Source organism: Hyalangium gracile (genome assembly GCF_020103725.1).
In the GTDB taxonomy this organism is placed as follows: Bacteria; Myxococcota; Myxococcia; order Myxococcales; family Myxococcaceae; genus Hyalangium; species Hyalangium gracile.
Genome location: NZ_JAHXBG010000037.1, coordinates 65641 through 90634 on the forward strand (window position 1 = coordinate 65641; position 24994 = coordinate 90634).

The 24994-nt window shown below is 68.6% G+C and carries 20 protein-coding genes; 14 read left to right on the forward strand and 6 right to left on the reverse strand.

Features of this window, described 5'->3' with window-relative positions; genetic code table 11:
• Positions 1-71 precede the first annotated feature (71 nt).
• From tssB to KY572_RS43070, 12 genes are read left to right on the forward strand one after another with little or no spacing between them, the layout of a single operon-like run.
• Positions 72-668: a type VI secretion system contractile sheath small subunit gene (gene tssB / locus KY572_RS43015; protein WP_224249590.1), complete on the forward strand. Its 597-nt coding sequence runs from the start codon at positions 72-74 to the stop codon at positions 666-668.
• A gap of 43 nt (positions 669-711) precedes the next feature.
• On the forward strand, positions 712-2202 hold the full coding sequence (gene tssC / locus KY572_RS43020; RefSeq protein WP_224249591.1) for a type VI secretion system contractile sheath large subunit: 1491 nt from the start codon (positions 712-714) through the stop codon (positions 2200-2202).
• A gap of 47 nt (positions 2203-2249) precedes the next feature.
• Positions 2250-2834, forward strand: coding sequence for a hypothetical protein (locus KY572_RS43025; RefSeq protein ID WP_224249592.1), 585 nt, complete (start codon positions 2250-2252; stop codon positions 2832-2834).
• A 20-nt stretch (positions 2835-2854) separates the two neighbouring features.
• Entirely contained in the window at positions 2855-4108 is a 1254-nt protein-coding gene (gene tssK, locus KY572_RS43030) for a type VI secretion system baseplate subunit TssK (protein ID WP_224249593.1), read from the forward strand.
• A 1-nt stretch (position 4109) separates the two neighbouring features.
• On the forward strand, positions 4110-4502 hold the full coding sequence (locus KY572_RS43035; RefSeq protein WP_224249594.1) for a GPW/gp25 family protein: 393 nt from the start codon (positions 4110-4112) through the stop codon (positions 4500-4502).
• Positions 4502-6145, forward strand: coding sequence for a hypothetical protein (locus KY572_RS43040; RefSeq protein WP_224249595.1), 1644 nt, complete (start codon positions 4502-4504; stop codon positions 6143-6145). Before KY572_RS43035 ends, KY572_RS43040 begins: the two co-directional genes overlap by 1 nt.
• Before the next feature lie 43 nt (positions 6146-6188).
• Positions 6189-6791: a PH domain-containing protein gene (locus tag KY572_RS43045; protein WP_224249596.1), complete on the forward strand. Its 603-nt coding sequence runs from the start codon at positions 6189-6191 to the stop codon at positions 6789-6791.
• Between the two features lie 7 nt (positions 6792-6798).
• A complete protein-coding gene (locus KY572_RS43050; RefSeq protein ID WP_224249597.1) occupies positions 6799-8448 on the forward strand; it encodes a type VI secretion system baseplate subunit TssF in 1650 nt (549 codons plus the stop codon).
• Positions 8445-9083: a DotU family type IV/VI secretion system protein gene (locus KY572_RS43055; protein WP_224249598.1), complete on the forward strand. Its 639-nt coding sequence runs from the start codon at positions 8445-8447 to the stop codon at positions 9081-9083. The genes KY572_RS43050 and KY572_RS43055 overlap by 4 nt, the downstream gene beginning before the upstream one ends.
• 17 nt (positions 9084-9100) lie before the next feature.
• Positions 9101-9391, forward strand: coding sequence for a hypothetical protein (locus tag KY572_RS43060; RefSeq protein WP_224249599.1), 291 nt, complete (start codon positions 9101-9103; stop codon positions 9389-9391).
• Between the two features lie 2 nt (positions 9392-9393).
• On the forward strand, positions 9394-13218 hold the full coding sequence (locus KY572_RS43065; protein WP_224249600.1) for a type VI secretion protein IcmF/TssM N-terminal domain-containing protein: 3825 nt from the start codon (positions 9394-9396) through the stop codon (positions 13216-13218).
• Complete coding sequence (locus tag KY572_RS43070; protein WP_224249601.1) at positions 13215-13703, forward strand: hypothetical protein; 489 nt, start codon at positions 13215-13217, stop codon at positions 13701-13703. Before KY572_RS43065 ends, KY572_RS43070 begins: the two co-directional genes overlap by 4 nt.
• 1 nt (position 13704) lies before the next feature.
• Here the strand turns inward: KY572_RS43070 and KY572_RS43075 are convergent, their stop codons facing one another.
• The 4 genes from KY572_RS43075 to KY572_RS43090 form a co-directional block, all read right to left on the reverse strand.
• Complete coding sequence (locus KY572_RS43075; protein WP_224249602.1) at positions 13705-15957, reverse strand: apolipoprotein A-IV repeat region-like domain-containing protein; 2253 nt, start codon at positions 15955-15957, stop codon at positions 13705-13707.
• Positions 15958-16182, reverse strand: a complete 225-nt coding sequence (locus tag KY572_RS43080; RefSeq protein ID WP_224249603.1) for a hypothetical protein — start codon at positions 16180-16182, stop codon at positions 15958-15960.
• A 27-nt stretch (positions 16183-16209) separates the two neighbouring features.
• Positions 16210-18135 carry a hypothetical protein gene (locus KY572_RS43085; RefSeq protein ID WP_224249604.1) on the reverse strand — a complete coding sequence of 642 codons (1926 nt, stop codon included), beginning with the start codon at positions 18133-18135 and terminating at the stop codon, positions 16210-16212.
• Positions 18136-18218: 83 nt separating this feature from the next.
• On the reverse strand, positions 18219-19424 hold the full coding sequence (locus KY572_RS43090) for a hypothetical protein (protein ID WP_224249605.1): 1206 nt from the start codon (positions 19422-19424) through the stop codon (positions 18219-18221).
• Positions 19425-19543: 119 nt separating this feature from the next.
• On the opposite strand from KY572_RS43090, the gene KY572_RS43095 reads away from it, so the two are divergent.
• On the forward strand, positions 19544-22066 hold the full coding sequence (locus KY572_RS43095) for a glucosaminidase domain-containing protein (protein ID WP_224249606.1): 2523 nt from the start codon (positions 19544-19546) through the stop codon (positions 22064-22066).
• Between the two features lie 32 nt (positions 22067-22098).
• Here the strand turns inward: KY572_RS43095 and KY572_RS43100 are convergent, their stop codons facing one another.
• On the reverse strand, positions 22099-22947 hold the full coding sequence (locus KY572_RS43100; protein WP_224249607.1) for a YARHG domain-containing protein: 849 nt from the start codon (positions 22945-22947) through the stop codon (positions 22099-22101).
• A gap of 59 nt (positions 22948-23006) precedes the next feature.
• On the opposite strand from KY572_RS43100, the gene KY572_RS43105 reads away from it, so the two are divergent.
• Positions 23007-23489: a hypothetical protein gene (locus tag KY572_RS43105; protein WP_224249608.1), complete on the forward strand. Its 483-nt coding sequence runs from the start codon at positions 23007-23009 to the stop codon at positions 23487-23489.
• Positions 23490-23518: 29 nt separating this feature from the next.
• Here KY572_RS43105 and KY572_RS43110 read toward each other — a convergent pair whose 3' ends face one another.
• On the reverse strand, positions 23519-24970 hold the full coding sequence (locus tag KY572_RS43110; RefSeq protein WP_224249609.1) for a type VI secretion system contractile sheath domain-containing protein: 1452 nt from the start codon (positions 24968-24970) through the stop codon (positions 23519-23521).
• Between the last annotated feature and the right edge of the window lie 24 nt (positions 24971-24994).

Sequence of the window (24994 nt, forward strand, 5' to 3'; positions counted from 1 at the left end):
CGCGCCCAGCGGTGAAGTCGGGGGGCAACTGTTTCCCAGGGAACGTGATCCGCGCCGTGTAAGGAGATGCCGTGCCCATCCAGGACAAGCTACCCAAGTCTCGCATCACGCTCGTCTACCGCACCAACATCAACGGCCAGGAAGAGGACGTCAAGCTCCCCTTCCGCGTCGTGGTGCTCGGTGACTTCTCTCTCGGTCGCTCCAAGGACCGGCAGGTGGACCTCGAGGAGCGCAAGCTGCGCTCCGTCACCGGCAGCAACCTGAACGAGCTGATGAAGGACATGGGGATGTCCATCTCCTTCGACGTGGACGACAAGCTCAGCGCCGATGGCGAAGGGAAGATGGCCGTCGAGCTGCCCATCGACCGGATGAAGTCCTTCCACCCGGACGAGATCGTCAACCACGTGCCCAAGCTCAAGGCGCTGATGCTCCTGCGCAAGCTCCTGCTGGAGATGCAGTCGGACATCGACAACCGCAAGGATCTGCGCCGCAAGCTCTACGAGCTGTTCTCCAACAAGGAGGAGCTCAAGAAGCTGCTGGAGAGCGAGCAGCTCAAGAGCTACGCCAGCATGCGCCTGCCCGCGGCGGCCGCCGCCAAGCCGGACGGCTCCCAGCCCGCGCTCCCCGCGAATGCTCCCGCTCCCGCCGTGGCCACCGCCAAGGCCTGATCTTCCCCACGACCTTATTTCCTTGCCGAGGAGCACCTAGCTCATGGCCGAAAAGAATGTGCTGAAAGAGCTGTTCGAAGTCCGCGGGTTCGACATCCCCACCAACGCCCAGCCGATGGTCGGCACGGGCCTGGTCCCCGTCGCCACCAATGATCAGCAGGTCCCCGGGGACGAGCGCTTCATGTCCGCCCTGGCGGCCATGCTCTACAACGTGGAGCCCATCCAGGACGAGGCGGGGCAGACCCGCTTCGACAAGGGCGAGGTGATGAAGGCCATCGCCCGCGTGGATGAGCTGATCGAAGCGCAGATGAACGAGATCATCCACAACGAGAGCTTCCAGAAGATGGAGGCCGCGTGGCGTGGGCTGGATGACCTCGTGCAGAACACCAACTTCCAGGCCGACATCACCATCGACATCCTGGACGTGGACAAGGAGGAGCTGAACGAGGACTTCGAGAAGAACTCGAGCAACATCTTCTCCAGCGCCCTCTTCGACAAGATGTACATCAAGGAGTACGACCAGTTCGGCGGCCGTCCCTACGGCGTCATGCTGGGCCTGTACGACTTCTCCTCGTCCCGTCAGGACATCACCTGGCTGGAGCGCATGGGCAAGGTGGCCAACGCCTCGCACTGCCCGTTCATCGCCGCGGCCAGCCCCAAGTTCTTCGACTGCGACAGCGTGGAGCAGCTCGAGTCGCTCAAGAACCTGGACGGCGTGCTCAGCCACCCGCGCTACGGCAAGTGGAACGAGCTGCGCGAGAAGGAAGAGGCCGCGTACATCGGCCTGACGCTGCCGCGCTACGTGGTCCGCCTGCCGTGGGATCCGGACAAGAACCCGTGCGACGTCCTCAACTTCAAGGAGGACGCCCAGGGTGACACCAAGAAGTACCTCTGGGGCAACACCGCCTACCTCATGGGCCGCAACCTGGTGAAGGCCTTCGAGCAGTCCGGCTGGTGCCAGTCCATCCGCGGCCCCAAGGGCGGCGGCCTCGTCACCGGCCTGCCGGTGGACACCTTCACCCTGCGCGGGCAGAAGATGATCCAGGCCCCGGTGGAGATCGCCATCCCGGACTACCGCGAGTACGAGTTCGCTCGCAACGGCTTCATCCCGCTCGTGTACCGCAAGGGCTCGGGTGAGGCGACGTTCTTCAGCACCCAGTCCATCAAGCGGGCCAAGAAGTTCAAGGACCCGAAGGACTCGGAGAACTCTCAGCTGGTGACGAACCTGGCCTACACGTTCTCCATCACCCGGCTGGCGCACTACATCAAGAGCATCATGCGCGACAACATCGGCAGCACCGCGGACGCCGGCTACGTGCAGCGGCAGATCGACGCGTGGCTGTCCAACTACGTCACCACCGTGGTCAACCCGGACGACCTGACGCTGCGCCGCTTCCCGTTCAAGGCCACCAACGTCATGGTGGAGTCGCGGCCCGGTGAGATCGGCTGGTACGACTGCAAGGTGGCGGTGCTGCCGCACATCCAGTTCGAAGGTCTCAATGTGGAGCTGATGCTCGAGTCCCGCCTGGGCTAGCCGGGCAAACCCCGTAGTCTTCATTCAGGAAAAAAGAGGAGGGTTCTATGCCGCAGTTTTCCCGCGCCCTTGATGTGTACCAGGGGTTCAACTTCAAGAAGGACAAGCAGGCCCCGGTTGGCTACATCACCAAGATGAAGCTGGGCGATATCGAGCTCAGCGCGGATCAGGAGACGCTCAAGGATCCGGAGCAGCCGGACAAGGCCCTGGCCAACAAGGTGGTGGCGGTGCTCAACCACTTCCTGTGGGAGACGGGCATCACCGACGCCATGTACCTCTCGGGGCAGATCTCCACCGCCAACAAGCAGATCCTCTCGGCCGCGCTGATGGGGACCTGGGCCAACGTGAACGTGGAGTTCCAGTACGTCGTCTACGAGTACGATCCGCTCGCCAAGAAGTACTTCAAGTCCACCTTCACGGACGCGGTGCTCAAGGGCATCCTCGAGAAGAACGGGGACGACCTGAACCTGTCGGTGGCGGATGATCCGTCCAACGAGGTGCAGTCGCCGAAGAACTACGTCTGCCAGGTGGGCATCAAGCCGCAGACGCTGGAGCAGTCGGTGAACCTGGCGACCGGCTCCGGCAAGAACATCGTCAAGCAGTGGGGCGTCACCGAGGCCGCCGCGAAGTAACCTCCAGACAGGATCAAGCCATGCAGCGCCACAAGCTCGCGCGGGTCCGCTGGCAGGTCGGCCAGACGCTCCTTCCCGAGCACTTTCGCGCCCAGGACGAGGCGCTCTCGTCCGAGGCGCGGCTGCATGCCGAGCTGTCCGGGCTGCCTCAGGTCGGTATCGCCTCGCTCGCATGGAGCGAGGCGCTGCTGGCCGAGGGCAGCCTGTCCCTCTCCACGCTGACCGCCGTCATGCCGGGCGGCTTCCTGGTGGATGTGCCCGGCAACGCGGCCGTGCCGTCGTTCTCGCTGGAGGCCACCGGCCGCGCGGAGGTCACCGTCTACCTGCACCTGCTCGAGGACACGCGCGGCACCGAGGGCGTGCCCCTGTACTCGGGCGAGCCTCCCAACGTGCAGCGCGTGCTGCACAAGCTGCAGCTGTCCAGCGAGCAGTCCGTGGATCGGGCCCTGTCCTCGCTGGAGCTGGTGTCCTTCTCCAAGGGGCTGGAGGGCAACTGGCGCCCCCAGAGCGAGAAGGTGCCGCCGCTGCTGCTGGTGGGGCCCAACCCCTTCCTCAACGAGCTTCTCTTCGAGCTGGACATGCTGCTGGAGAAGGCGCACGGCCAGCTGCGCACGCTGCTGCTGGACAGCTACCAGCGCGCGGAGCGGCTCGCCAGCGCGCGCCGCACCCTGCTCGAGGTGCGCAGGCTGCAGGCGGTGCGCGCGGACATGCGCGTGGGCATCTGTCCGCACCCGTACCACTTCTTCGACGCCCTGCGCCGGTTCTACTTCGAGGTGTGCTGCTACCTGGAGCTGGAGCCCGGCGAGTCCATGCCCACCTACCAGCACACCGAGCTCGCCGCGTCGCTCGGCGGGTGGATGCAGCTGCTGAACCGGGCCTTCCGTCCCGAGGACACGCGGCTCACCTACAAGCCCTTCGACTCGAAGGACGGACAGTTCATCCTCTCGCCGCTGCCCGCGCTGGAGAAGGGCGTGGAGAGCGAGCTGTACCTGCTGGTGCGCAGCGAGGATCCCAGCCGTCCGCCCTCCATGGAGGGGGTGAAGGTGGCCAGCCCCTCGCGCCTGCCGCTGGTGCGCCGGCTGGCGCTGCGGGGCATTCCGTTCCAGCACGTGCCGCACCCGGCCTTCCCTCACGCCTTCGGCCCGGAGATCACCTGGTACCGGCTGTCGCTGGGCGAGGAGTGGCAGTACGCGCTGCGCGACAACGGCATGGCCTTCTTCGTGACGCCGGCGCTGCAGGGCCACCAGGTGTTCCTCTTCTGGCGGAGGGCGTGAGATGGGGCGCCCGGCCTTCCTCGACAAGTTCACCAGCGCCTGGCAGCGCCAGGGCGGCAACGGCGAGCTGGAGCAGGTGCGCCAGAACCTCGAGTCCGTGCTGAACACGAAGGAGGGCTACGGCTACTTCGTCGACGGCTTTGGGCTGGGGCGCTACACGGAGAAGTTCGGCACCCAGGATCTGATGAAGACGCTCACCGGGGAGATGCTGCACTCGGTGGAGACGCACGAGCCACGGCTTCGGGACGCGGAGCTGGAGCTGCGCGGCCGGGACTCGGGGCTGTGGCTGCACTTCGTGCTGACGGCGACGCTGAACGGTGAGCCGTGCACCTTGCGGATCCTCTTCCACACCGTGAGCGGTCAGGTCCGGGTGGAAGAGGACGAGGAGCGCTGATGGACACGACCTTCCAGGAACGGTTGGTGGTGACGCTCACGCTCACCATTGCCGGCAAGGCGCACGAGATCATCGCCGGCAGCATCAAGCGCTTCACGCTGGACCTGTGGAGCTGGGGGCTGGAGGGCGAGGTCGACTTCATGCTCACCGACAACTCGTCCCAGGGCGGGCAGAACAAGGACGAGCTGCTGCCGGACTTCCTCAAGTCGGATCTGGCCGAGGTGCTGGTGGAGGTGAAGGCCGCCCTCCCGGAGACGTCCGCCCAGCCGACGCACACGTCGCTGAAGGTGAAGGGCTACGTCACCGAGAAGACGCTCGTGGAGGACGCCGTCACCACCGGCGACAGCGATCTCATCCTCCACCGTCGCTACGGCATCCGCTTCCAGGACGCGGCGCGGCTGCTCTGGCGCCAGCACCACCCCTGCGCGCTCTACACGCAGAAGTCGGCGAAGGACGTGGTGGACGCGCACAAGGGTGACAAGATCCAGCTCACCTACGACTGGGCCACCATCACCGCGACGCGTCCGATGATCTTCGTGGGACTGGATGCCCAGCGGGGGGCCAGCTTCTACGACTGGGTGCTGTGGTACGTGCACAGCCACCACGGCGTCTTCATCCACGACTACACGACGCACGGCTACAAGATCACCGGCGCCAAGGACGCCACGGGCACGCCGATGCAGCTGCACGCCGCCAACCTGGCCGCGCTGGAGCTGCTGCTGCCCGAGGTGATCCGCCATGACGTCAACGTGCTCAACGCCATCGCGGTGGGCCCGGAGACCAGGTCCGTCACTCAGCAGAAGGCCGTCTCCGGCATCCGCCAGGACGTGCTGCTGTGCACGCCCATCGCCGACGAGGTGCAGGCGCGGGTGGATCTGGAGACGGCGCGGCTGAAGGGGCGGGGGCCGGAGGTGGAGGTGATCTGGCGCTCGTTCCCCGAGAAGGCGTTCACGCCGGGTGCGCTGGTGAAGCTGCCGGCCGCGGAGGCCTGGGGCGCCGCGGGCGTGGCCAAGGACGCCACCTTCCGCGTGCGCGGCCTGCACCTGTCCTGCGAGGTGGAGGGCGAGGGCGAGGAGGAGGTGTACGGGGACGCGGAGGCCTTCTTCACCTTCCGCATGAGCACGCGGCTGGAGCCCAAGGACGAGCCCTACGTGGATCTGCCCGCGTGGCAGCCGCCGCACTACCCGCGCTACGTGGAGGGCCTCATCGTCAGCGAGCAGGGGGCGGAAGAGGACGAGACGTGGCAGGCCTACACGGACTCGGCCACCTCGGTGGACGGCTACAAGGTGAAGATCCCCCTCTACGCGGATCAGATCGTCGCCGCGCCGTTCAACCCCAACCTGCTGCCGGGCCACTTCTACTTCCCGGCCTACAAGGGCGAGCGGGTGCTGGTGGCGCTGGACTTCCAGCGCGCGTGGATCAAGCGCTTCCTGGACTGGCGCACCGGCGCGCGCATGCCGCAGGACGGGCAGGGCGTGCAGCTGCTGGTGGGCAAGACGCCCGAGAGGGGCACCGCCATCAAGCACTACTACACGGACGACAAGCCCGTGTTCCTGATGCAGCGCACGCACGAGAAGGACACCCAGAAGATCGAGATCGCCGAAGGCACGCTGCTCATCCAGGTGAAGGAAGAGCAGTCGTAGAGGGAAGGGGGCCCCCAGCTCTCTGTCGAGGAAGCGAGGAACCATGGGCACGCTGGTCTGCACTGTCGAACTGGACAAGGTGAAAGGCGTCACCGTAAAGGTGGAGAACGCTGACGACCAGATCACCCAGACGGTGGTCATGGACGGCACCAGCATCACCATCACCGTGAAGGGCTCGGAAGAGACGAGCACCATCGTCCAGAAGCAAGACAGCGTCGTCATCACCTGCAAGGACTTCACCGTGGACGCCACCGGGACGCTCACCCTCAAGTCGGCGAAGGAGTCGAGCTGGGCCAGTCAGGACATCCTCAAGGTGGAGAGCACCAAGGACATGACCTTCACCTCCAGCGCCAAGCTGACCCAGTCGGCGACGCAGGACGCCAAGCTGTCCTCCAACGCCAAGGTCGCCATCGAGGCGGCCACCAACCTGGACATGAAGGGCATGCAGACGAGCCTCACGGCCTCGGGCGGAGAGAACAAGATCGACGGGCTCACGCTGAAGATGTCGGGCAAGACGCAGGCGGAGCTGTCCTCGGCCATGACGAAGGTGTCCGGCCAGGGCCAGCTGGGCCTGGAGTCCTCGGGCGTGGCGGAGCTGAAGGGTTCGATGACCACTGTCGGCGGAGCGCTCGTCAAGCTGGGGTGAGGGTGCGGTGAGCGCTTCGTCGGAGCTGATCTACCAGGACTACCTGAACGAGCTGGATGCGCTGGAGCGTTTCCGGCAGCGCTTCCTGGGCTCGCACCCCACCGTGCCGCTGGACCGGGAGGATCCGCACGTGCGGCGCCTCATCGAGTCCATGGCGTTCTTCTCGGTGCAGACGCGCCTGGCCACGCAGCACAACCTGCGCTCCACGTGGCTGCGGCTGTTCTCCTCCTTCTTCGACTTCCTGCTGCGCCCGCTGCCCGCGGTGGCGCTGGTGCAGGCGCTGCCCGCCGAGAAGATGACGGAGACGGTGGTGCTGGCGCGCGGCACGGAGTTGCGCCTGTCCCCCGCGCACGGCGTGACGGGCTCGTTCCGCACCCGGCGCCACCTGCGCATCCTGCCCATCTCCATGGTGGGCTCGGAGGTGGTGCGGCTGACGGATGGGAACTACCGGCTCATCCTCCGCTTCGAGTCCAGCTTCCCTCGCCGGGACGCGGTGGGCCTGCTCAGCCTGCACGTGCGCCACCTGGACGAGTACCGGCCCTCGCTGGCCGTCTTCCACGCGCTGGCCCGGCAGCTCAAGCAGGTGGGCGTGGTGTACGACGCGCAGGCCGACAGCACCTCCCAGGGCCTGCCGTGCGAGTTCTCCTTCGGAGATGCGCCCGAGGCGCTGGATGACGCCAGCCGCTACGAGCACCCGGTGCAGCGCGTTCGCGCCTTCTTCCAGCAGCCGGAGCAGGGGCTCTTCCTCCACGTGGCGGTGCCCTCGCACCGCAAGGAGTGGACGCGCTTCAGCCTGTGCCTGGACCTGGACAAGTCGTGGACGGTGGGCCGCTCGCCGTATCCGGACTTCCTCCACCCCTTCGTCGTGCCGGTGGAGAACCTCAAGGCCGAGCCCGCCCAGCCCATCGTCGCCGATGGCACCCGCTCCGAGTACACGATCCGCGGCATGACGGCCGGCAGGGATCTGCAGCTGCACTCGGTCACCGGCGTCTACGCGCTGAGCAAGGCGGGGCGCACGCCCATGCGCCCGGCCTTCCTGCCGGGAGAGGGCCCCAGCTACGAGCTGGACGAGGGGCTCGACGAGGAGATGCGCCCGCGCCACAGCCTGCTGGTGCGGCTGCCCGAGGCCTTCCTCGAGCCGCAGAAGCTGCTGGTGGAGGCGCTCTGGTACCAGCCGCGGTTCGTCTCCGAGGCCGTGGGCCGGGTGAGCGTATCCACGCCCTCGCGGCACGTGGAGGGGCTGGGCTGGCAGCTGGTGGGTCGGCTCGAGCCGCACCGCGACAGCGCGCTGCGCAATGACGTGGCGGGGCTGACGCGGTTGCTGGCGTGGAAGGTGAAGTCCACCCTGGAGCGCAACGAGCTGGCCGCGCTGCTCAGCTACCTGGGCACGCCCTCCGAGGAGCCCTTCCGCCGCGTCATCCCCTGGATCCGCGAGCTGAAGGCCACCGTGGCGCCGGACGGCGCGCTGCGTGGATCAGGCCTGTTGCACGTGTACGAGATGCTGCTGGAGCCCTTCGAGCCTGGCGCCGAGCCCCTGGTGGCCTGCTTCCTGGAGCAGGTGCAGAAACTGTTGGAGGCTTGGAATGGCGAGGCCTCGGTGGTGCTGCGGCCCACCGTGGCCGGGGCGGGCTCCTTCCCGTTGAAGGTATCTTCATGAAACTCGAGCATTGGCAGAGCCTGCTGCGGACCTACCGACAGGTGCGCGCACTGCTGGAGCAGTACCTTCCGCCGGAGCCCGGCGCGGACGAGGAGCGCACGCAGGTGCGCGTGGGCCAGCAGGGCCTGGCGCAGCTGCAGCACCTGCTGCTGGGCGAGGTGGCCGATCTCCAGAAGGCCCTGGGTGGCACCTACCGCGAGGAGGAGATCGACGAGGCGAGCCGGCCCTTCGTCTACCTGATCGACGAGCTGGTGCTGCGCCGGCTGGCGGACGCCGAGCAGACGGAGTGGCCGCTGCTCCAGTACAAGCTCTTCGGCTCGGACGCGGGTGGCGATCGCTTCTACGAGCTGGCGGACGAGAAGCTGGCGCAGCGCGGCGCGTCACTGCTCGTCTTCGAGTTGTTGCACTTCTGCCTCACCGCGGGCTTCGAGGGCCGCTACGCCGGCAGCACCGCCCGCCTGCGCGAGTACAAGGAGAAGCTGGCGGCGCGCATCCCCAAGCCGGAGGCCGTGCCTGCTCCCCCTCCGGCCGTCGCCCAGGCCCCCCTCGTTCACGCCTTCCCGCTGCGGTACTACGTGGCGTCCGGAAGCGTGGTGGTTCTGGTTCCGGTGTTACTGTGGTGGCTGTCCAGATGAGGGAAGAAGCGCAGAGAATGAAGGAGCTGCTGGGCCCCCGCACGCAGCTGGGGCGCCTGGAGCAGGCCGTTCATTCCGAGCTGGGCTCGCTGGTCGCCGGCGCGGAGCCGCTGCTGGCCCAGGTGCGCGAGGGTGTCGCCGCGCTCTTCCCGGAGCCCGGAGGCACGCGCCTGGCTCCCAAGGAGCACGAGGCCCGCCACGAGAAGCTCCTGCGGTCGATGGATGAGCTGGAAGACGTGCTGGAGGCACTCCAACTGGCCGCGCGCTCTGGCCGCTCCGGAGCGAGCGCTGCCCGTAGGGGGGGGTGACCGTGAGTTCACAGCTGTTCAACCTGGCAAGGCTGGTGCTCGGCGCGGCGGAGCCAGCCAAGGCGCTCGACGCGGGGGCCAAGGCGCTCGACGCGGGGGCCAAGTCCGTCGACTCCGGCGCCAGCTCGTTCGAGAAGATCTGGAGCGCGGTGAGCCCGTACCTCTTCTGGTTGCTGGTGCTCGTCGGCGTCGCGCTGCTCGTGTTCCTCGGGTGGAAGCTCTTCACCTGGTGGCGCGGCCGCCGCTCTCCGGCGCAGACGGCCAGCGGTCCTCCGCCCATGGCCACCGGGCGGCTGCTGCAGGTGCGCCACAAGTTCCTCACCGGCCTGCCCCTGGCGCACCGCGCCGCCGTGGTGGATCTGCCCACCGTGGTGGTGCTCGGGCCCGCGGGCAGCGGCAAGACGCAGCTCATCGGCCTGGACGTGGACTGGCAGCGCCAGGCCCGCCAGTTCCTCCCCAGCTACACCGACGATCCGCTGCTGCAGATCTACCTGGGCCCGGACTGCGTGGTGCAGGAGGTGTCCGCTCCGCTGCTGGAGGATGAGACGCTCCAGGCGCGCGGCGCCCTGCGCAAGATGTGGCGCAAGTGCTTCAGCCACAAGCAGAAGGGCCTGGCCGTCATCGCCCTGGACGTGCGCTGGCTGGCGGACACTCCGCCGGACGAGCAGCGGCGCATGGCGCAGCTGCTGCGCGGCAAGCTCAACATCATGTCCGAGGCTCGCGGAGCCCCGGTGGAGACCCGCCTGTGCCTGACGCACATGGACGGGCTGGAGGGCTTCGAGGACTTCGCGCGGATGCTGCGGCAGCACGGCGTGGGGTGCTCCTTCGACATCCCGAAGCATGGCGAGGAGAGCCGCCTGGCCTCGCTGCTGGACGGGCAGGAGCAGTTCCTGGCGCTGGGGCTCACCTCGCTGCCGGTGGACGCCTTCGAGCGCCTGGAGCGCTTCTATTCGCAGGGCGGGCGCTCGTTCGCCGCGCTCGGCCGGTTCGTCTCCGCGCTGCTGGAGAGCAACACGCTCTCCTGCAAGCCGCAGCTGACGCGCGTGTTCCTCTCCAGCCCCACGCCCGAGGCGCGCGCCAGCGGCACGCTCTCCGTGGTGACGGAGGACAGCAGCACCGAGGCGCTGCGCCGCCTCTACCTGCGCACCCACCTGCGGCGCGCCGCGACGATCGCCGCGGTGTGCTGCCTGCCCGTGCTGGCCGCGTATGGCCACTTCTACTGGCTGCTGCGCGAGGCGCAGACGGAGGTGGAGCGCTTCGAGCTCACCGTGGCGCAGATGCGCGAGCAGGGCATCGAGGGCAGCGGCGAGGCCGTCGAGGCCCAGGTGAACGACGCGGCCAACGCGATCAGCCAGCTGTGGCGGGCCGCGCGCTGGTGGCCGCCGCTGAGCTCCAGCTTCCCGGACGAGATGTTGGATCTGCGCCAGCGGCTGGCCCGGGGCGTGCGCGAGAGCCACCTGCGGCCCGCCATCGAGCACTGCCGCAAGAACCTCCAGGACTGCCGCCCCGAGCAGATGGTCTACCTGCTGGCCGCGCTCCACTCCTCCAAGGCGGAGGGGCTCGGCAACTTCGTGAACTCCAGCATCCAGCCTCGCCACTCGAGGCACTGGGGCGAGGGCGAGGCCGCCGCTCGCGCCGAGCAGTCCGCCGCCCGCGCCGACCAGGGCCGCACGTGGATCTCCGCGCTCGAGCTGAGCGAGTCGCTGGTGTCCACCTACGTGCTCGCCAGCGACGAGCCCTGGGAGCGCAACCCGCCGTGCCGCCGCGGCGCCGTGCAGGTGTCAGGCACCGCCGATGAGGACTGGTCCTGCTGGCCCTATGCGGAGCGGCTGACGCTCGAGAGTCAGCTCAAGCCCTGGTTCGATCACCTCCTGTTCCTCCGGCAGACGCTGGACTCGGGCCCCAAGGGGCTGGCCGATTTGGATCTGCGGCGGGCCGAGCGCGAGCGGCTGAAGGCGCAGCTGGCCGACCTGGACGTCTTCGCCTCGCTGCCCACGGTGCTCAGCCTGATCGACGCCTCCAAGATCCAGATGAACACGCGCCAGTTCCAGGGCATCGAGTTCACCGTCCAGGTGCTCGACTGGCTGAGGGCGAACCGGGACACGCTGGCGGCCATCCTGAACATGGAGGAGGAGGCCTACTCCGGCTTCCAGGCGGTGGAGAAGATGGGCCCCTCGGAGCTGCTCACCCGGGATGGCCTCTGGCTGTCGGGCAACAACAAGGGCCCGTACCACATCGAGCTCTTGCAGCAGTCCTTCGAGTTCCGCCCGCCGCAGCTGTCGCGCGAGCTGCTGCAGGCCCTGCTCGACTCGTATGAGAAGAGCGGCCGGCTGACGGCGGGCTCGCAGGCCAGCCGCGCAGGGCTGTTGAACCGGACGGCCTTCGAGTCGGACCTCAAGCCCCTGGTGGAGGAGTTCACCCAGCGGCTGAAGAATGCCCAGCTGCCCACGGAGGAGGCCGCCCGGCGCGAGGAGTACGTGCAGAAGCGGGTGAACTCCTTCTCCCGCGGCTACCGCGAGAGCCTCTTCCAGCGCATCCGCGACTATCACTTCCTGGCCTCGCGCAGCCTGCTGCTCGACGAGCTGGCCCGCATCACCCAGCCGTCCTCGCCGCAGGTGGACATGCTGCGGGACGTGGCCTACCGCGCCAACCTCGAGCCGCTGGAGGGGCCGTACTACGAGCCGCTGCGCAACGCCGTGGCGCCCTTCCTGCCCATCGTGAAGATCATGACGGCGGACAAGAACGGCTTCTATTCCGCGCTCGCCCCGTACCACGCGCTGGTGGCGCAGATGCACGACGAGCTGGATGCCGCCTCGAAGTCCGGTGACAAGGGCGCCAAGGCCAAGGCGGCGGAGGCTCCCGACAAGGACAAGGCGGCCGCCGCGGCCCCGGCAGAGGGTGGGGAGCCGCAGGCGGAGGGAGGCCCTGCGGACCTCACGGACATGATCACGCCGCTGGAGAAGGTGGCCCTGTCCATGATGCTGGAGGAGGAGAACTCCTATCTGCGCAAGGCGCAGGAGTGGCTGGATCAGCAGGGCATCACCGGAGAGCTGCGGCAGCCCTTCCTGGAGCCCTTCCTCCAGGTGCAGGCGCTGGGCAAGCAGGAGCTGGAGAAGACGCTGGCCAAGCAGTGGGCGGAGACGTCCGCGCGCATGCTGGGGCCCATGCTGGAGCGCTACCCCTTCAACCCCGACTCGCAGGAGGACGTGGATCCGGGCGAGCTGGAGGTGCTGCGCCGCAAGGACGGGGCCTTCTGGAACTTCGTGAACCAGGTGTTCTCGCGGATCTGCGTGGAGCGCGGCACGGACTGGGCGCTGCGCGGACCGCTGCGCGACAAGCTGACGCTGCCCGACCAGATGCTCGTCACCCTGAGCCGGCTGGGGCGCCTGGCGAAGCTGCTGTGGGACGATGATGGCAAGGCACGGCCGCTGATGCTCAAGGTGCAGCCGCAGCCGCTGCCCGCGCCGCCCATGCCGGGCGTGTTCGTCACCATGTCCTCGCTCAAGTGCGGGAAGACGACGGCCTACGGCTTCAACCAGAGCCCCACCTGGCAGGAGTTCCCGGTGAGCTGGTGGGATCAGCAGGTGTCCTCCATCGTGCTGGAGCTGCGCTCGCCCGCGCGGGATGCGCCCCAGTACCTGTCGCTGCCGTGGAACCGCTCCGCGTGGAGCTGCTTCCGGCTCTTCGAGGAGGCCACCGTCACCGCGGATCAGCGCCGGCAGTGGAGCCTGGCGCTGCAAGGCAACAACGTGAACAAGCGCGGGCTGGAGATCAGCTTCGGGCTCAAGGGAGACCCCTGGGTGCCCTTCCGGGAGGTGCCGCGATGAGCGTGCGCGTGTATCGGCTGGCGATGCTGGCGGTGGCCGGGCTGCTGCTGGGCGGCTGCGCGTCGGCGCAGGTCAGCTTGAGCGTGAAGTCCCCGCCGGGGACCAACCTGGGCCGGCCGATGTACATGCTCGTGCGCCAGGTGGACACCAAGCAGTACGCCAACGAGGCGTACTCCGAGGTGGCCGCCAAGGTGGGCGCGCCGGACCAGACCGTGCTGCAGACGGCGGTCATCTACCCGGGCACCATCCAGCGCTTCCAGGTGAAGGCGCCGAAGGAGGGGCCCATGGCCGTCTCCTTCCTCTTCACCGCTCCGGATGGGAACTGGCAGGTGCTGCTCACCCCGCCCATGCCGAGCGCGGTGGACATCGAGCTGACGGTGAGCCGCATCCTGAGCGACACCATCCCGCCGGCCATCCCCTCGGAGGCCCCCGAGCTTCCAGAGGCGCCCAAGGCTCCCGAGGCGCCCAAGGCTCCCGGCGCCTGAGTCAGGCGGCCAGCCGGCGCACCTGGGCGTCCATCCCGTCGAGCAGCCGCATCACCTGGGCGCGCACCTGCTCGACGACCTGGGAGAAGAAGCTGGCCTGCTGGATCGAGGCCTCCACCCGGTCCAGCGGCGCGAGCAGTTGCTCCCGCGTGGTGTCCACCCGGGTGGCCACGCCGTCGATCTGCTTCGCGGCGGCGTCCATCAGCCCCTCGGCCTGCTTGGAGAAGGCGGCGAGCGCCTGATCCACGCGGAGGACGGCCTCGGCCTCGATGCGATCGCGGGCCTTGCGGGCCTCCTCGAGCGCCTGGTCCACCGAACTGCTGACGGTCTGCATCCCTGACTTCACCTGCTCGCGGGCGTTGGACACCTGCTGCTCGATGGAGTCGCCCACCGCCTTCACCTGATTGGCGGCGGCCTGGACGCCCTGGCCGAGCGCCTCCTGGAACGCCTCGAGCTGCGTCTTCACCTGCTCCTTGAGCGCGTCCACGCGCTGGGCCACCTGGTCCACCATGGCCTCGATCTGCTTCACCACCTGATCGCGGGCGTTGGCCACCTGCGCCGTCACCTGGGCGATGAGCTGCTCCACCTGCGCGACGGCCTGATCGATGGTGCTCTGCACGGTCTGCTGCAGCGTCTGGATCTGCTGCACGAGCTGCTGCTGGATCGTCTGCACCTGCTGGACGGCCTGGGCCTGGACCTGCTCCACCTGGGAGATGAGCTGATCCGAGAGGGTGGTGATCTGCTGGCCCACCTGGCCGACGATGGTGTCGAGCTGGGTGGAGATCTGCGTCACCGCCTGGGTGATGGCGCTCATGGCCGGGTCCACCAGCGGCTTGGGCAGGTCCGCGGAGGGGATGGCGTCCAGCATCTGCACGGCGCGCGACAGCAGGGACTCCAGCGTGCCGACCAGCGTCTTGAAGAGCGTCTGGAGCTGCTCCAGCTTCTCGGGCAGCAGGGCGAAGAGCTGCTGGAGCTGCTTCTCGAGCTGGGCGAGGGTGTCCATCAGCCCGTCGAGCACCGCGAAGGCGGAGTCGACGGTGGTCTGCACGGGCGCCCGGATGTTCTCGAAGGTGGTGACCGCCGTCCTCATCAGGGTGTCGATGGCCTCGCTGCCCTGGGTGATGAGGGCCTCGACCTGCTGCTGGACCTGATCGATCAGGTCCTCCACGACCTTGATCGTGCTGGCCAGGGACTGGACCTGCGAGGCCAGCGTCTGCTCGAGCGTGTCGAGCATGCGGTTGACCTGCTCGCGCCCGGTCTCGATCGTCCCGCCGACGGTGGTCTCCAGCGTCTGGAGCGTCTGCGAGGCCGTCTCGGTGGCCGTCTTCACCTGGGTGCGGACGGGGTTCAGCCCCGCGCGGAGCTGGCCGACCAGCCGGCGCACCTCGGCCTTCGAGGACTCGCTGGTGGACTGGATCTCTCCGTGCACTCGCTCCAGGGCGGTGGAGGGTGGGGCGAGCACGGCCTCGAGCGCCTGGGTCAGCTTCCTGGCCTCCTCGCCGAGTGTCTCGCGGGTCTGCGCCACCGGGGCGAGCACGGCCTCCGTCGCGGCCGAGAGCTGGGTGGTGCCCTGGTGCACGGTCTCCTCGGCCTGGGTGCGGAGCTTCTGGATCTCCTGCTGGACCTGCTTCTCCTTCTCGTCGAGCTCGGCCTCCAGCTTCTGGATGTGCTCCTTGACCTTGGCGTGGGTCTGCTTGAGCTCGTCCTGGAGCTTCTTCTCCCCGTCCTTGATCTTCTGGAGCTCCTCCTGGAGCTGGGCGCGGACGCGCTGGATCTCGTCCTGGAGCTTCTGCTGGGCGGGTTTGACCTCGTTGGCGATGATCCGGCCCGCCTCCATGTTGAGCCGCTTCAGCTCCTCCTCGAGCTGCTTCTCGCGGGCCAGGAATCGAGCCTCCACCGAGCTGAGCTGCTGCTCCACCTGGGTGTGGATCCGCTGGAGCTCCGCCTCGAGCTGCTTCTCGGCGGCCTCGAACTCCTGCTTGAGCTGGTCCTTGCGCTTCTTGATGGCGGCGATGACGTCGGCGGCGAGCGCCTCACAGCGCTGGCCCACCTCGGCCGTCACCGACTCGAGCTGCTTGCCGAAGGCCTGCTCCTTGTTCCGCGTCGCGTCCTCGATGGCCTTGCAGCGAGAGGAGACGGCGGGCTCGATGGCGCCCACGGTTCCGCGGATGCGGCCCGCGGAAGCATCGAGCTTCTGGCGCAGGACGAGCACCTCCGCCGCGGCCTTGTCGAATCTGGACCAGAGCGCCTTCACTCAGGGCTCCAGCTCCGCCAGCTCGGCGTCCAGCGCATCGATCTTCTGGGACAGGGTGCCCCCCGCCGCCTCCACCTCGGGACGCAGGGAGGCCAGGGCCGCCTCGAGCTTGCCTGCCAGCGTGTCGACCTCGGTGCGCAGGGGCGTCACGCGGGCCACGACGCCCGTGCTGAAGGCCTCCAGTTCTCCGCGAAGCTCCGCTACCTTGCCGCGCAGCTGCTGCATGGGTCCGCTCCGTCCCTGGATGGGTTGCTACCGCAGCTTCTCGAGCGCGGCCTTGGCCTCCGCCGCCGCCCCCGAGAGCTGGCCGACTCCCTGGGCCATCTTGGCCGTGGCCCCCTGGATGTTCGCCTTGGCCGCCGCCACCTTGGCGCCCACTTCCTTCCGGGCCCCGCCGAGCGCCGCCTTCGCCTCGGCCTGGGCGGCCTTTATCTTCGCACGCACGGCCCCCATCGCGCCCTGGTAGGCGGCCGACGTCTGCCCGATCGCTCCCCCGACGGCCGCCGTGAGATCGCCCTTGGCCGCATCCACCTGGGGCGTCACGTCGTAGGTGGGGGTGGGCGCCGCGCTGCTGGGCGACTCCTTCACCTGGATGAAGAGGTGGCCCTCGCCCATGCGGACCACCTGCGTGTCTCCCTGGGAGGTGCGGTGGATGCGCCACACGGGCTTGTCGTCCTGGAAGTCGTGGGTGATGCCCGTCTGGCTCAGCTTGTTCAGGCCCAGGAGGATCTGATCGCCCTGGCCATCCTGGGGCGAGCGCACGCCCGGCTTCCAGTCGATGAAGCGGATCAGCTCGGCGCGCTCGAAGTAGAGCGCCACCTTCACGCGGGTGTTCTTGTACGGCGGGAAGAAGAAGTGGCCCGGGAAGTGGATGGGCTCGGCGGGCACGCTCACCGTCTTGTTCCACAGCGGCACCGTCATGTGGAAGGAGTGGACGGAGGTCTTCTCGTCCTCGGTGATGAGGTAGCGCCGGTCGTCGGGCTCTCCGCCTGGGGCGTGCACCAGGCCCTCGACGTGGATGGGGTAGCGCGGCACGCGGTAGGGGGGCAGGGTGACCACGGGCTCGTCGGCGGGCTCCAGCCGGGTGGACAGGAGCACCTGGTAGTTGGCGGTGGGGGCCAGCTGCTCGTCGTGCTTGCCCTCGCGCTCGGCGAAGAGCTCCAGATCGAGCTCCAGCACCCGCTGCTCCTCGTCGCCCCCCGTGAGGCCGACGGGCCAGAGCGCGTCCAGGCGGAGCAGCGCCCCGGGGAAGATGTCCACGGCGGGGAACTTCTTGAACGTCACCTGGAGCTGCCGCTGCCGCACCTGGAGGCGGGCCTTCTCCAGCTTCTGCCGCTGCTCGGCCTCGTCGGTGACGGGGGTGCGCAGCAGCACATCACGCGAGATGGCGGAGGCGGCCTGGGGCTGGGGGATGTCCGTGGTGGTGGGCCCCTCCGCCACGGCGTTGAGCACGCGGGTGGCGTGGCGGATGGGCGGGGGGAGCTCGGCCCGCACACTCCGCACCCGGAGGCTGCTCAGCGAGGCGGCCTCGCCTGACGGCTTGCTGTCGGCCAGCAGGTACTGGTTCCGCTGGCTGTCGTAGCTGAAGACGCCGTTGTTGGCGTCCACGTACCAGAGGATGAAGTCGTAGAAGCTGACCTCGGGCGCGTCCGCGCCCACCGCCAGGCACAGCATGGCCTGCTTCTGCCGGAGCAGCGCCCAGTCCTGGTTGATCTGGAGGCTGGCCTTGTGCAGGTCCAGGATCTCCGCCATGGACATGTCGGTGTGCAGCTCGACGGGGCGGTGCTGGCGCCAGAGCACCTGGGCCGGGTCGGCGAACTCGAGGGTGTAGCGGCGGAAGACGCGCTGGTCGGTCTTCGTGGTGCCGTGGGTCTCCGCGAGGATGCGGCGGCTGCGGGCCAGGCCCTGGAGCACGATCGGCGCCGGCGGGGTGTCGAGCGACGGGTCCACCGCCGCGATCGACACCTTCACCTCGACCAGATCCGGCTTCGAGAAGGCCTTGAAGAGCGGGGCGTCCTTCTTCTCCAGCGAGGTCCAGAAGGTGACCGAGGCGGTGAAGCCATGGCTGCGCAGGTGCACGGCCAGGTGCTTCACCTGGCCACCCGGGATGGTGAAGGCCTGGCCGCCCAGGGTGAGCGTCAGACCGATCTGGAGCTCCTCCTGAAATGCCTTGCTCACCGGGCGTCATCCTCTCGTGCAGGCAGCCTTGCCATCATCTCACATCCGCAGTGGGGCGTGGTTCGCCGCCCCTCGGGCGCACATCAGGGAGAAGGCCAGAAGGTGGTTGCCCGGGCGGTGTCCGAGCGGAAGGCCTGCTTCCCGGTGCGCAGATCATACATGCGCGGGTGGGTGCCCACGTTCGCGGAGGACACCAGGACGAAGGGCCCCTGAGCGGTGACGGAGACGAGGTCTCCATCCTTGAAGCCCAGATCCTTCACGGGCTGGAGCTGGCCTCCGGTCTCGAAGACGAGGTGCCCGGCGGTGTGCGCGAACTCGCCCGTCACTTCCCAGACATAGAAGGAGCCTGCGGGGGTGACGCCGTGGGCCCAGCTCACCTCTTCGGCGCCGCCCTCGGCCTTGAGCTTCTCCGCGAAGGGGGCCGGGACGTGAGCGAGGAGCGCCGTGCGCTGCGCCTCCGTGAGCTCCGCCTGGTTGCGCAGGTGGGACTCGAGCAGCTCCGTGGTGCGAGGCCCCAGGTCACGCACGGCATCCAGCACGCTGACGCCGGCCGCCAGGTCAGCCCCCTCGGTGGTGGTCTTCACCTCCACGCGCTTGGGCGGGCCGTCCTTGCCGATCCGGTAGGCATACGCCAGGGCCGGGAGCCCCTCGAGGCCCTCCTCGAAGGTGAGGACCTGGCCATCCACGGTGACGGAGCGCTGCTCCCGCTGGTCCTCGGGCAGGGGCTTCAAGGAGATCGCCAGCAGCTCCGCGCCCTTGTAGCCCAGGGTCTGCACCTCTCCCTCCACGGTGGGGAAGGGGACTTCCTGTGTCGCACCCGAGGCGACCGTCACCTCATACACGCGTGCCTTGGCACCCGGTGTGGGCGTCTCGTCCGGATAGCTGGCGGGGGAGGCGTCCTGGGAGGAGTAGCCGGCGGACTGCACCCACTGCGGATCGAACCAGACGGCCGCCTTGCTCAGATCCGCGCTCCAGGCGATGCGAGCGCCCTTGCAGTCCCCCTCGAAGGTGGCCACGGTGGCGCGCTTCTGCGTCACCGGATCCAGGCGCAGCCACTGGCACTTTCCCTCCTGGGGCTCGAGCAGGGAGAGCGTGGAGTCCGCGCGCGGCACCTCGGCGAGCGGGTCCTTCTTCACGGGGGCGGCGGCTGGGGCCGGGGCCGCGGCTGGGGCGGGAGCGGCTGGCGCCGTCGCCTGGGGGGCGGCGGCCGGGGGCGCCGGGGGCTGCTCCTTCTTGCAGCCGGGGGCCGCGGCGGCCAGGACGGCCAGCATCAGCAAGCGGGAATTCATGGACGGACGCTCCGGATCGAGGACACACTCTGAGTCATAGTACCCCCCTGGAACTGCTCGCTGCATGACGTTAGCATGGCGGCCTCCGAGGGGGCCCTCGTTCGCCAAGGCAGGGAGTTATGAGCGATATCCGCTACTACATCGTTCAGTCCGGTGACTCCCTGGAGGGGATCGCCAAGAAGATGGGTGTGACTGTGAGTACGATCCAGTCCCAGCCCGAGAACGCGTTCCTGAAGGAGCGGGAGAAGAAGAAGCAGTATCCGATCTGGCCCGGAGATCGCCTCGCCATTCCGGGCAAGGCGGGCTCGAAGAGCCTGGTGACGCAGCCGCAGCAGAGCCCGTCCGCGGCGCAGCAGGCCCTCGACTACTTGATGTTCCTGGTCAAGATGCATCCGGCCGTCATGCTGGCCACGGGCGTTGCCCACCTGGTGACGACGAACCCGCCCAAGAAGACGCCCACCACCAACAACACCAAGACCACCGGCGCCAACACGTCCAGCTCGGGGACGCAGACCAAGACGGTGCTGCCGCTGGAGGGCTACAGCAAGAAGCACCCGCAGATCTGGTCCTCGGTGGTGCTGACCAAACCCATCGAGTCCGCGTTCCTGGTGCTCGCGCCCTACCTGCCCAAGGGCGTCGTGATGACGTCGGGCTACCGCTCGGATGCCGACCAGGAGCGGATCATCAACGACTACTACGCGAAGTACAAAGGCAACCCGCTGGTGACGGACGTCGAGAAGCGCCGGCAGTGGCTCATCGCCAAGCCGCGGAGCCTGAAGATTGGCAAGGTGGGGTACAGCCCGCACCGCACCGGCTATGCGTTCGATCTCTCCGGCGGCAGCCTCGACGCGATCCAGGCGGCGGTCGACAAGTGCGTCAAGGAGCAGGGCCAGAAGTTCCCGCTGCTGAGCACGCTCATCGAGCGTTCGAACAACTGCCTCCACATCAACCTGACGCCGTCGGCGACAGTGGTGGCGGAGACCAACGTCACGAAGCCCTCCACCAACACCTCCAACAGCTCCAGCAGCTCCCTGCCGCTGACGGACCTGAAGGGGATCAAGATCCCCAAGACGGGCAACGCGTTCATCGACGGGCACTCGGCGGACGCCATCCTGAGCCAGCGCGAGACGGGAGTGCCGGCCTCGGTAACGCTGGCGCAGGCCATCCTGGAGAGCGGCTGGGGCAAGTCCACCCTGGCCTCGAAGTACAAGAACTACTTCGGCATCAAGGGCAAGAGCGTGAACGGCACCATCGTCCTGAGCACCGGCGAGCACCTCGACGGGAAGGACGTGGTGATCAAGGACGGCTTCCGTGTGTACAACACCCCGTCCGAGTCCTTCGCGGACCACGGCCGCTTCTTCATCGTGAACAAGCGCTATGCCGAGGCCATGAAGCACACGGACGACTGCGAGCGGTTCGCCGAGGAGATCCACAAGGCGGGCTACGCCACCGATCCGGAGTACTCCACGAAGCTCATCAAGCTCATGCGCCAGCACAAGCTCGCGCAGTTCGATGGGATCGCCCTGGGCATGGGCCCGATCGACCCCAGCGCTTCGAACACGACGACCACCACCTCCAACACGAAGACGACCACCACCAACACGACGACCAGCTCGACCACCAGCTCGACGACCAGCTCGACCACCAGCTCCACGGACGCGCCCTCGCTGGCCGCCGTGGCCGCGGGCAAGGCCGTGCTGACGTACGGCATGAAGGGCCCGGCCGTGAAGGAGGTGCAGCAGTTGCTGGTGCAGACGGGCTACCTGACCCAGGCGGATATGGACACAGGGCCGGGGAAGTTCGGTCCGAAGACGCTGGCCGCGCTCCAGGACTTCCAGCGGAGCGCCGAGGTGTCCAGCCCGAAGGGCACCGTGGACAAGGAGACCCTCGAGGTCCTGAAGAAGGCCAAACCGAAGACGCAGACGGAGCAGCCGAAGCAGGAGACGCCCTCGACGGACCACAAGTCGAACTCCTCCACCTCGGTCGCGGTCTACGACGGCAAGACGCCGGCGCCAGGGACGGTCAAGGACGCGTGGGTGCCCCTGGATGCCCCGGTCAAGGGAGACCCCAACCGCCGCAGCGCCGAGACCTACCTGGCGGTCATCAAGCAGTTCGCGGTGACGGTGAATCGGCGCTACGCGCGGACGAGCGCATCGACCTTCTGCAACATCTTCGCGTGGGACGTCACCAAGGCGATGGGGACGGAGATCCCACACTGGGTCGACAAGGACAACAACCCCTCCGGCCAGAGCGCCAAGAACCGCGAGCTGAACGCCAACGCCACGCAGGCGTGGCTGAAGGATCATGGGGGCCGGTTCGGGTGGAAGATGCTGGGCCAGACAAACCGGCCGGCGGACTCCCAGACCGAGTCCAAGCGGCCCGCGGTGTGGAAGCAGGCCCAGGACCTGGCCAACAAGGGCTTCCCGGTGGTGGTCATCTGGCGCAACCCCGGTGGCATCGGCCACATCGGCGTCATCCGTCCGGGAGAGGTGACCGCGAACGGGCCCGCGCTCTCCCAGGCTGGCGCGAACAACGTCGAGGATGGCCACGTGCACGACAGCACCACCTTTGGTGGCAAGCCTGTCGTCGAGTACTGGTCCAACGAGACCGGCCAGGTGGATCCGAGGCTGGCCGCGGCGTAGCCCGCGCCCGCTCGAGGCGATCGAGCGGTGGACTACTTCTTCGCTCGGGACTCCGCGGCCTGGATCACCTCCAGGTTGCGCTGGTCCTGCGGCGTGAGCACGGCATCCGTGTAGGCCGGGTCCTTGCGGTACCACGGCTCCTGCGAGAAGAAGTCCTGCAGATCCTTCGCCTGGAAGGTGCGGCCGTGCCGGGCGTACACCGCGTTGCGCAGGATGCGGAGCTGCTGCGGCGACAGCAGGGCGAGGGGCTCGGCCGGCAGGTCCCCGCTCAGGGCACGGATGGCGGCATCCAGCACGAGGTTCTGCCCATACGGACAGGAGAAGCGCTTGCGCGCGTCCGCGGGCTTCACGCCCGAGGGCGGCGGCCAGAGCTGGGCCAGCGACACGTTGTCCAGCTCCAGCGCGGAGATGATGGGGTACTGCTCGCAGTAGGAGTAGAGCGCCTGGGTGAAGCCGGCCGCGTCGCCACTGGAGGCCTTCACCAGCGTGTCCCAGAGCGGCGCCCGGCCCGCGCGCTCCATGGCGGGGCGGACCTTCGCGCGAAGCTCGGGATCCCGGTACGACTGGGAGGTGAGCAGCAGGGAGGTCGCGTCCTTGGAGAGGGCCTTGTCCTTCGTGGCTGCGACGAGTGCTTCCACTCCGAGCCGGAAGGACTCGGCGGTCTGGTCCCCCTTCTGGACGTTCTTGAAGGAGAGCGCCCGCATGCAGCCGAGCGCATCGGAGCGGCTGGGGCGCTGCTCGCACTGCGCCAGGTCCTGGGGCGTGGCCTTGCCCAGCAGGACCTTCGGGTAGAGATCGATGTCACAGAAGCAGGAGCCCGCCAGAGCGTTGGACGCGGCGAGCCCCAGCCACAGCACGGAGAAGCGACCCAGTGTCGTCATCAGCATCTTCATGAGGGGGACGATATGCTGGGAAGGACCGCTCTCGTGAAGGTGCTCGCATGTTCCTGTCCGCCCTGGTCTCCCTGCTCGTCGTCGCCGCTCCGACTCCGGAGGGGTGGAGCACCTACGCCAACGAGCGCTACGGCTACACCATCGGGATTCCCGCGGGGCTGGAGGGGCAGGGCGAGTCCGGGAACGGAGATGGCCAGGAGTTCAAGAGCGCCGCGGGCGACGTGAGCCTCAAGGTGTGGGCCGCCCAGGTGATGGAGCTCGAGGGAGAGCCCGAGGGCAAGACGAACCTGGCCTGGCAGCGGAGGACCTCGCTGGCGAGGTGGCGCAAGCAGGGCATTCGCGTCACCTACCAGCCGAAGGGGAAGGGGTGGTTCGTGCTCTCGGGGGAGGACGCGAAGGGGCGGGTGCTCTACCTCAAGCATGTGGAGAAGGACGGTGTCCTCTATGGCTTCGAGTGGAGCCACCCTCAGGGCGCCAGGACCTGGCAGGACGCCACGGGGGCCATCGCCAAGAGCTTCAAGCTGCCCTGAGGCCGCGAGCCCGCCGACGCGAGCGCGGTTCAGCCGGGCAGGGGCAGGGTGAACGCGAGCTGCAGGTGGGTTCCCGCCAGCTCGGGCCGCACGGAGGCGCGAACCTGGACGCCCCGCTCGCCACGCCCGGTGGACACCACCCGGGCATGGAGCTGGCAGTCCTGCTTCGAGCCGGTGGGCAGGAAGACCTCGGCGGCTCGGGAGAAGGCGGCTGCGATCGCGTCCGGCGCGGCGCCCGCGGGTAGGCGCTCGGTGAGCTCCTGGGCGAGGCGGACGAGGCGGCCGGTGAGGAGCTGCGCGGGGAGCGGCGTGGCATCCCTGCCGCCGTACACGGTGGGAGCCGCCGCCAGCATCACGGCATCCGAGTCCCACCAGCCGCTCACGCCGAGCAGGCCCTGCGCGGCCAGCCGCTCCTGTTCTCGCAGGGAGAGGCAGACCTCGGTGGCTACGGTCGAGCCTGCTTGGGGCTTCCACACCGCGGGGGCTCGGGTGCTGCTGCCGGGACCGCCGAGGCGGCCAAAGGTGCGGGTGTCGCGGAAGCTCGCGGCCAGCAGGGCGGCCACGGCGAGCACGGGGCTGGTGAAGCACTGACGGCGGATGCCTCCGTGCTGCTCGGCCAGCATCACCACGGGGTTGAGGGCGGCACACAGCCAGCGCGAGGACTCCTCGGCGCGAAGCCGTCGCCACTGCTCGCGCAGGCGCGCCTCCGTGTCACTCGAGGGAGACGGTCCTTCCCCGAGGAGGGAGTGGGGCACGGCCACCACCATGGGCAGCGAGGCCTGCTCTCCCAGGGCCGCGAGTTGCCGCAGGGCGTCGAGGTCCGCGCTCTCGTCGAGGATGAAGCACGCATCCGGCCGCTGGAGGGGGGCGACGTCGAGGCACTGGGTGAGCGCTTCCAGGAGCGAGTGGGGCTCGACGTCGAGCACCTCGAGCTCCAGGCCGGCGGAGGCGGGGCAGTGCTCCCACAGCCACTGCAGCCCGCGCCAGGCGGACTCCAGTCGCGCCACCCGCGGGTGCTGGAGGATGTCCCGAGCCGTGGTGAAGAGAGTCTCCTCGAGGACCGCCAGCGCGGAGCGACGGGCCTCCTCGGGCGAGCGCGAGCCCTGGGCGGCCTGGGCCATGGCGGCGGCGAGCCGGCCAGACCCCATGACGGACTGGAGGTGCGCCGCGTCATCCGGATGGAGCGCTCCGGCGCCGCAGAGCGCCGCATGGGCGCCGCGCAGGACGCGCAGGTCCGGAGTCGAGTCGACGAGCTCCGAGAGCTGGAAGGCGTGGAGCGAGGGGAAGGAGACCTCATAGGAGTTCGCATCGCCGGAGCCGATGCGGTCCTGGACGGGGATGCGCAGGCCGCTCGTGGAGCGGCCGAGCTGCTCGGCGAAGGAGTCCCGCGTGAGCGGAAATCGCTGGCCCGAGGGCGAGGGCCGGAGGGCGCCGGCGACGAGCCAGCGCACGCGCGTGCCTGTCGGATGGGTGGCGTCCATGGGCTCCAGTCAGGCGCTCGAGGT

Coding starts and splice junctions, on each gene's coding strand:
- tssC (WP_224249591.1), top strand. CDS start 712: ATGGCCGAAAAGAATGTGCTGAAAGAGCTGTTCGAAGTCCGCGGGTTC.
- KY572_RS43025 (WP_224249592.1), top strand. CDS start 2,250: ATGCCGCAGTTTTCCCGCGCCCTTGATGTGTACCAGGGGTTCAACTTC.
- tssK (WP_224249593.1), top strand. CDS start 2,855: ATGCAGCGCCACAAGCTCGCGCGGGTCCGCTGGCAGGTCGGCCAGACG.
- KY572_RS43035 (WP_224249594.1), top strand. CDS start 4,110: ATGGGGCGCCCGGCCTTCCTCGACAAGTTCACCAGCGCCTGGCAGCGC.
- KY572_RS43040 (WP_224249595.1), top strand. CDS start 4,502: ATGGACACGACCTTCCAGGAACGGTTGGTGGTGACGCTCACGCTCACC.
- KY572_RS43045 (WP_224249596.1), top strand. CDS start 6,189: ATGGGCACGCTGGTCTGCACTGTCGAACTGGACAAGGTGAAAGGCGTC.
- KY572_RS43055 (WP_224249598.1), top strand. CDS start 8,445: ATGAAACTCGAGCATTGGCAGAGCCTGCTGCGGACCTACCGACAGGTG.
- KY572_RS43060 (WP_224249599.1), top strand. CDS start 9,101: ATGAAGGAGCTGCTGGGCCCCCGCACGCAGCTGGGGCGCCTGGAGCAG.
- KY572_RS43070 (WP_224249601.1), top strand. CDS start 13,215: ATGAGCGTGCGCGTGTATCGGCTGGCGATGCTGGCGGTGGCCGGGCTG.
- KY572_RS43080 (WP_224249603.1), bottom strand. CDS start 16,182: ATGCAGCAGCTGCGCGGCAAGGTAGCGGAGCTTCGCGGAGAACTGGAG.
- KY572_RS43090 (WP_224249605.1), bottom strand. CDS start 19,424: ATGAATTCCCGCTTGCTGATGCTGGCCGTCCTGGCCGCCGCGGCCCCC.
- KY572_RS43095 (WP_224249606.1), top strand. CDS start 19,544: ATGAGCGATATCCGCTACTACATCGTTCAGTCCGGTGACTCCCTGGAG.
- KY572_RS43100 (WP_224249607.1), bottom strand. CDS start 22,947: ATGACGACACTGGGTCGCTTCTCCGTGCTGTGGCTGGGGCTCGCCGCG.
- KY572_RS43105 (WP_224249608.1), top strand. CDS start 23,007: ATGTTCCTGTCCGCCCTGGTCTCCCTGCTCGTCGTCGCCGCTCCGACT.
- KY572_RS43110 (WP_224249609.1), bottom strand. CDS start 24,970: ATGGACGCCACCCATCCGACAGGCACGCGCGTGCGCTGGCTCGTCGCC.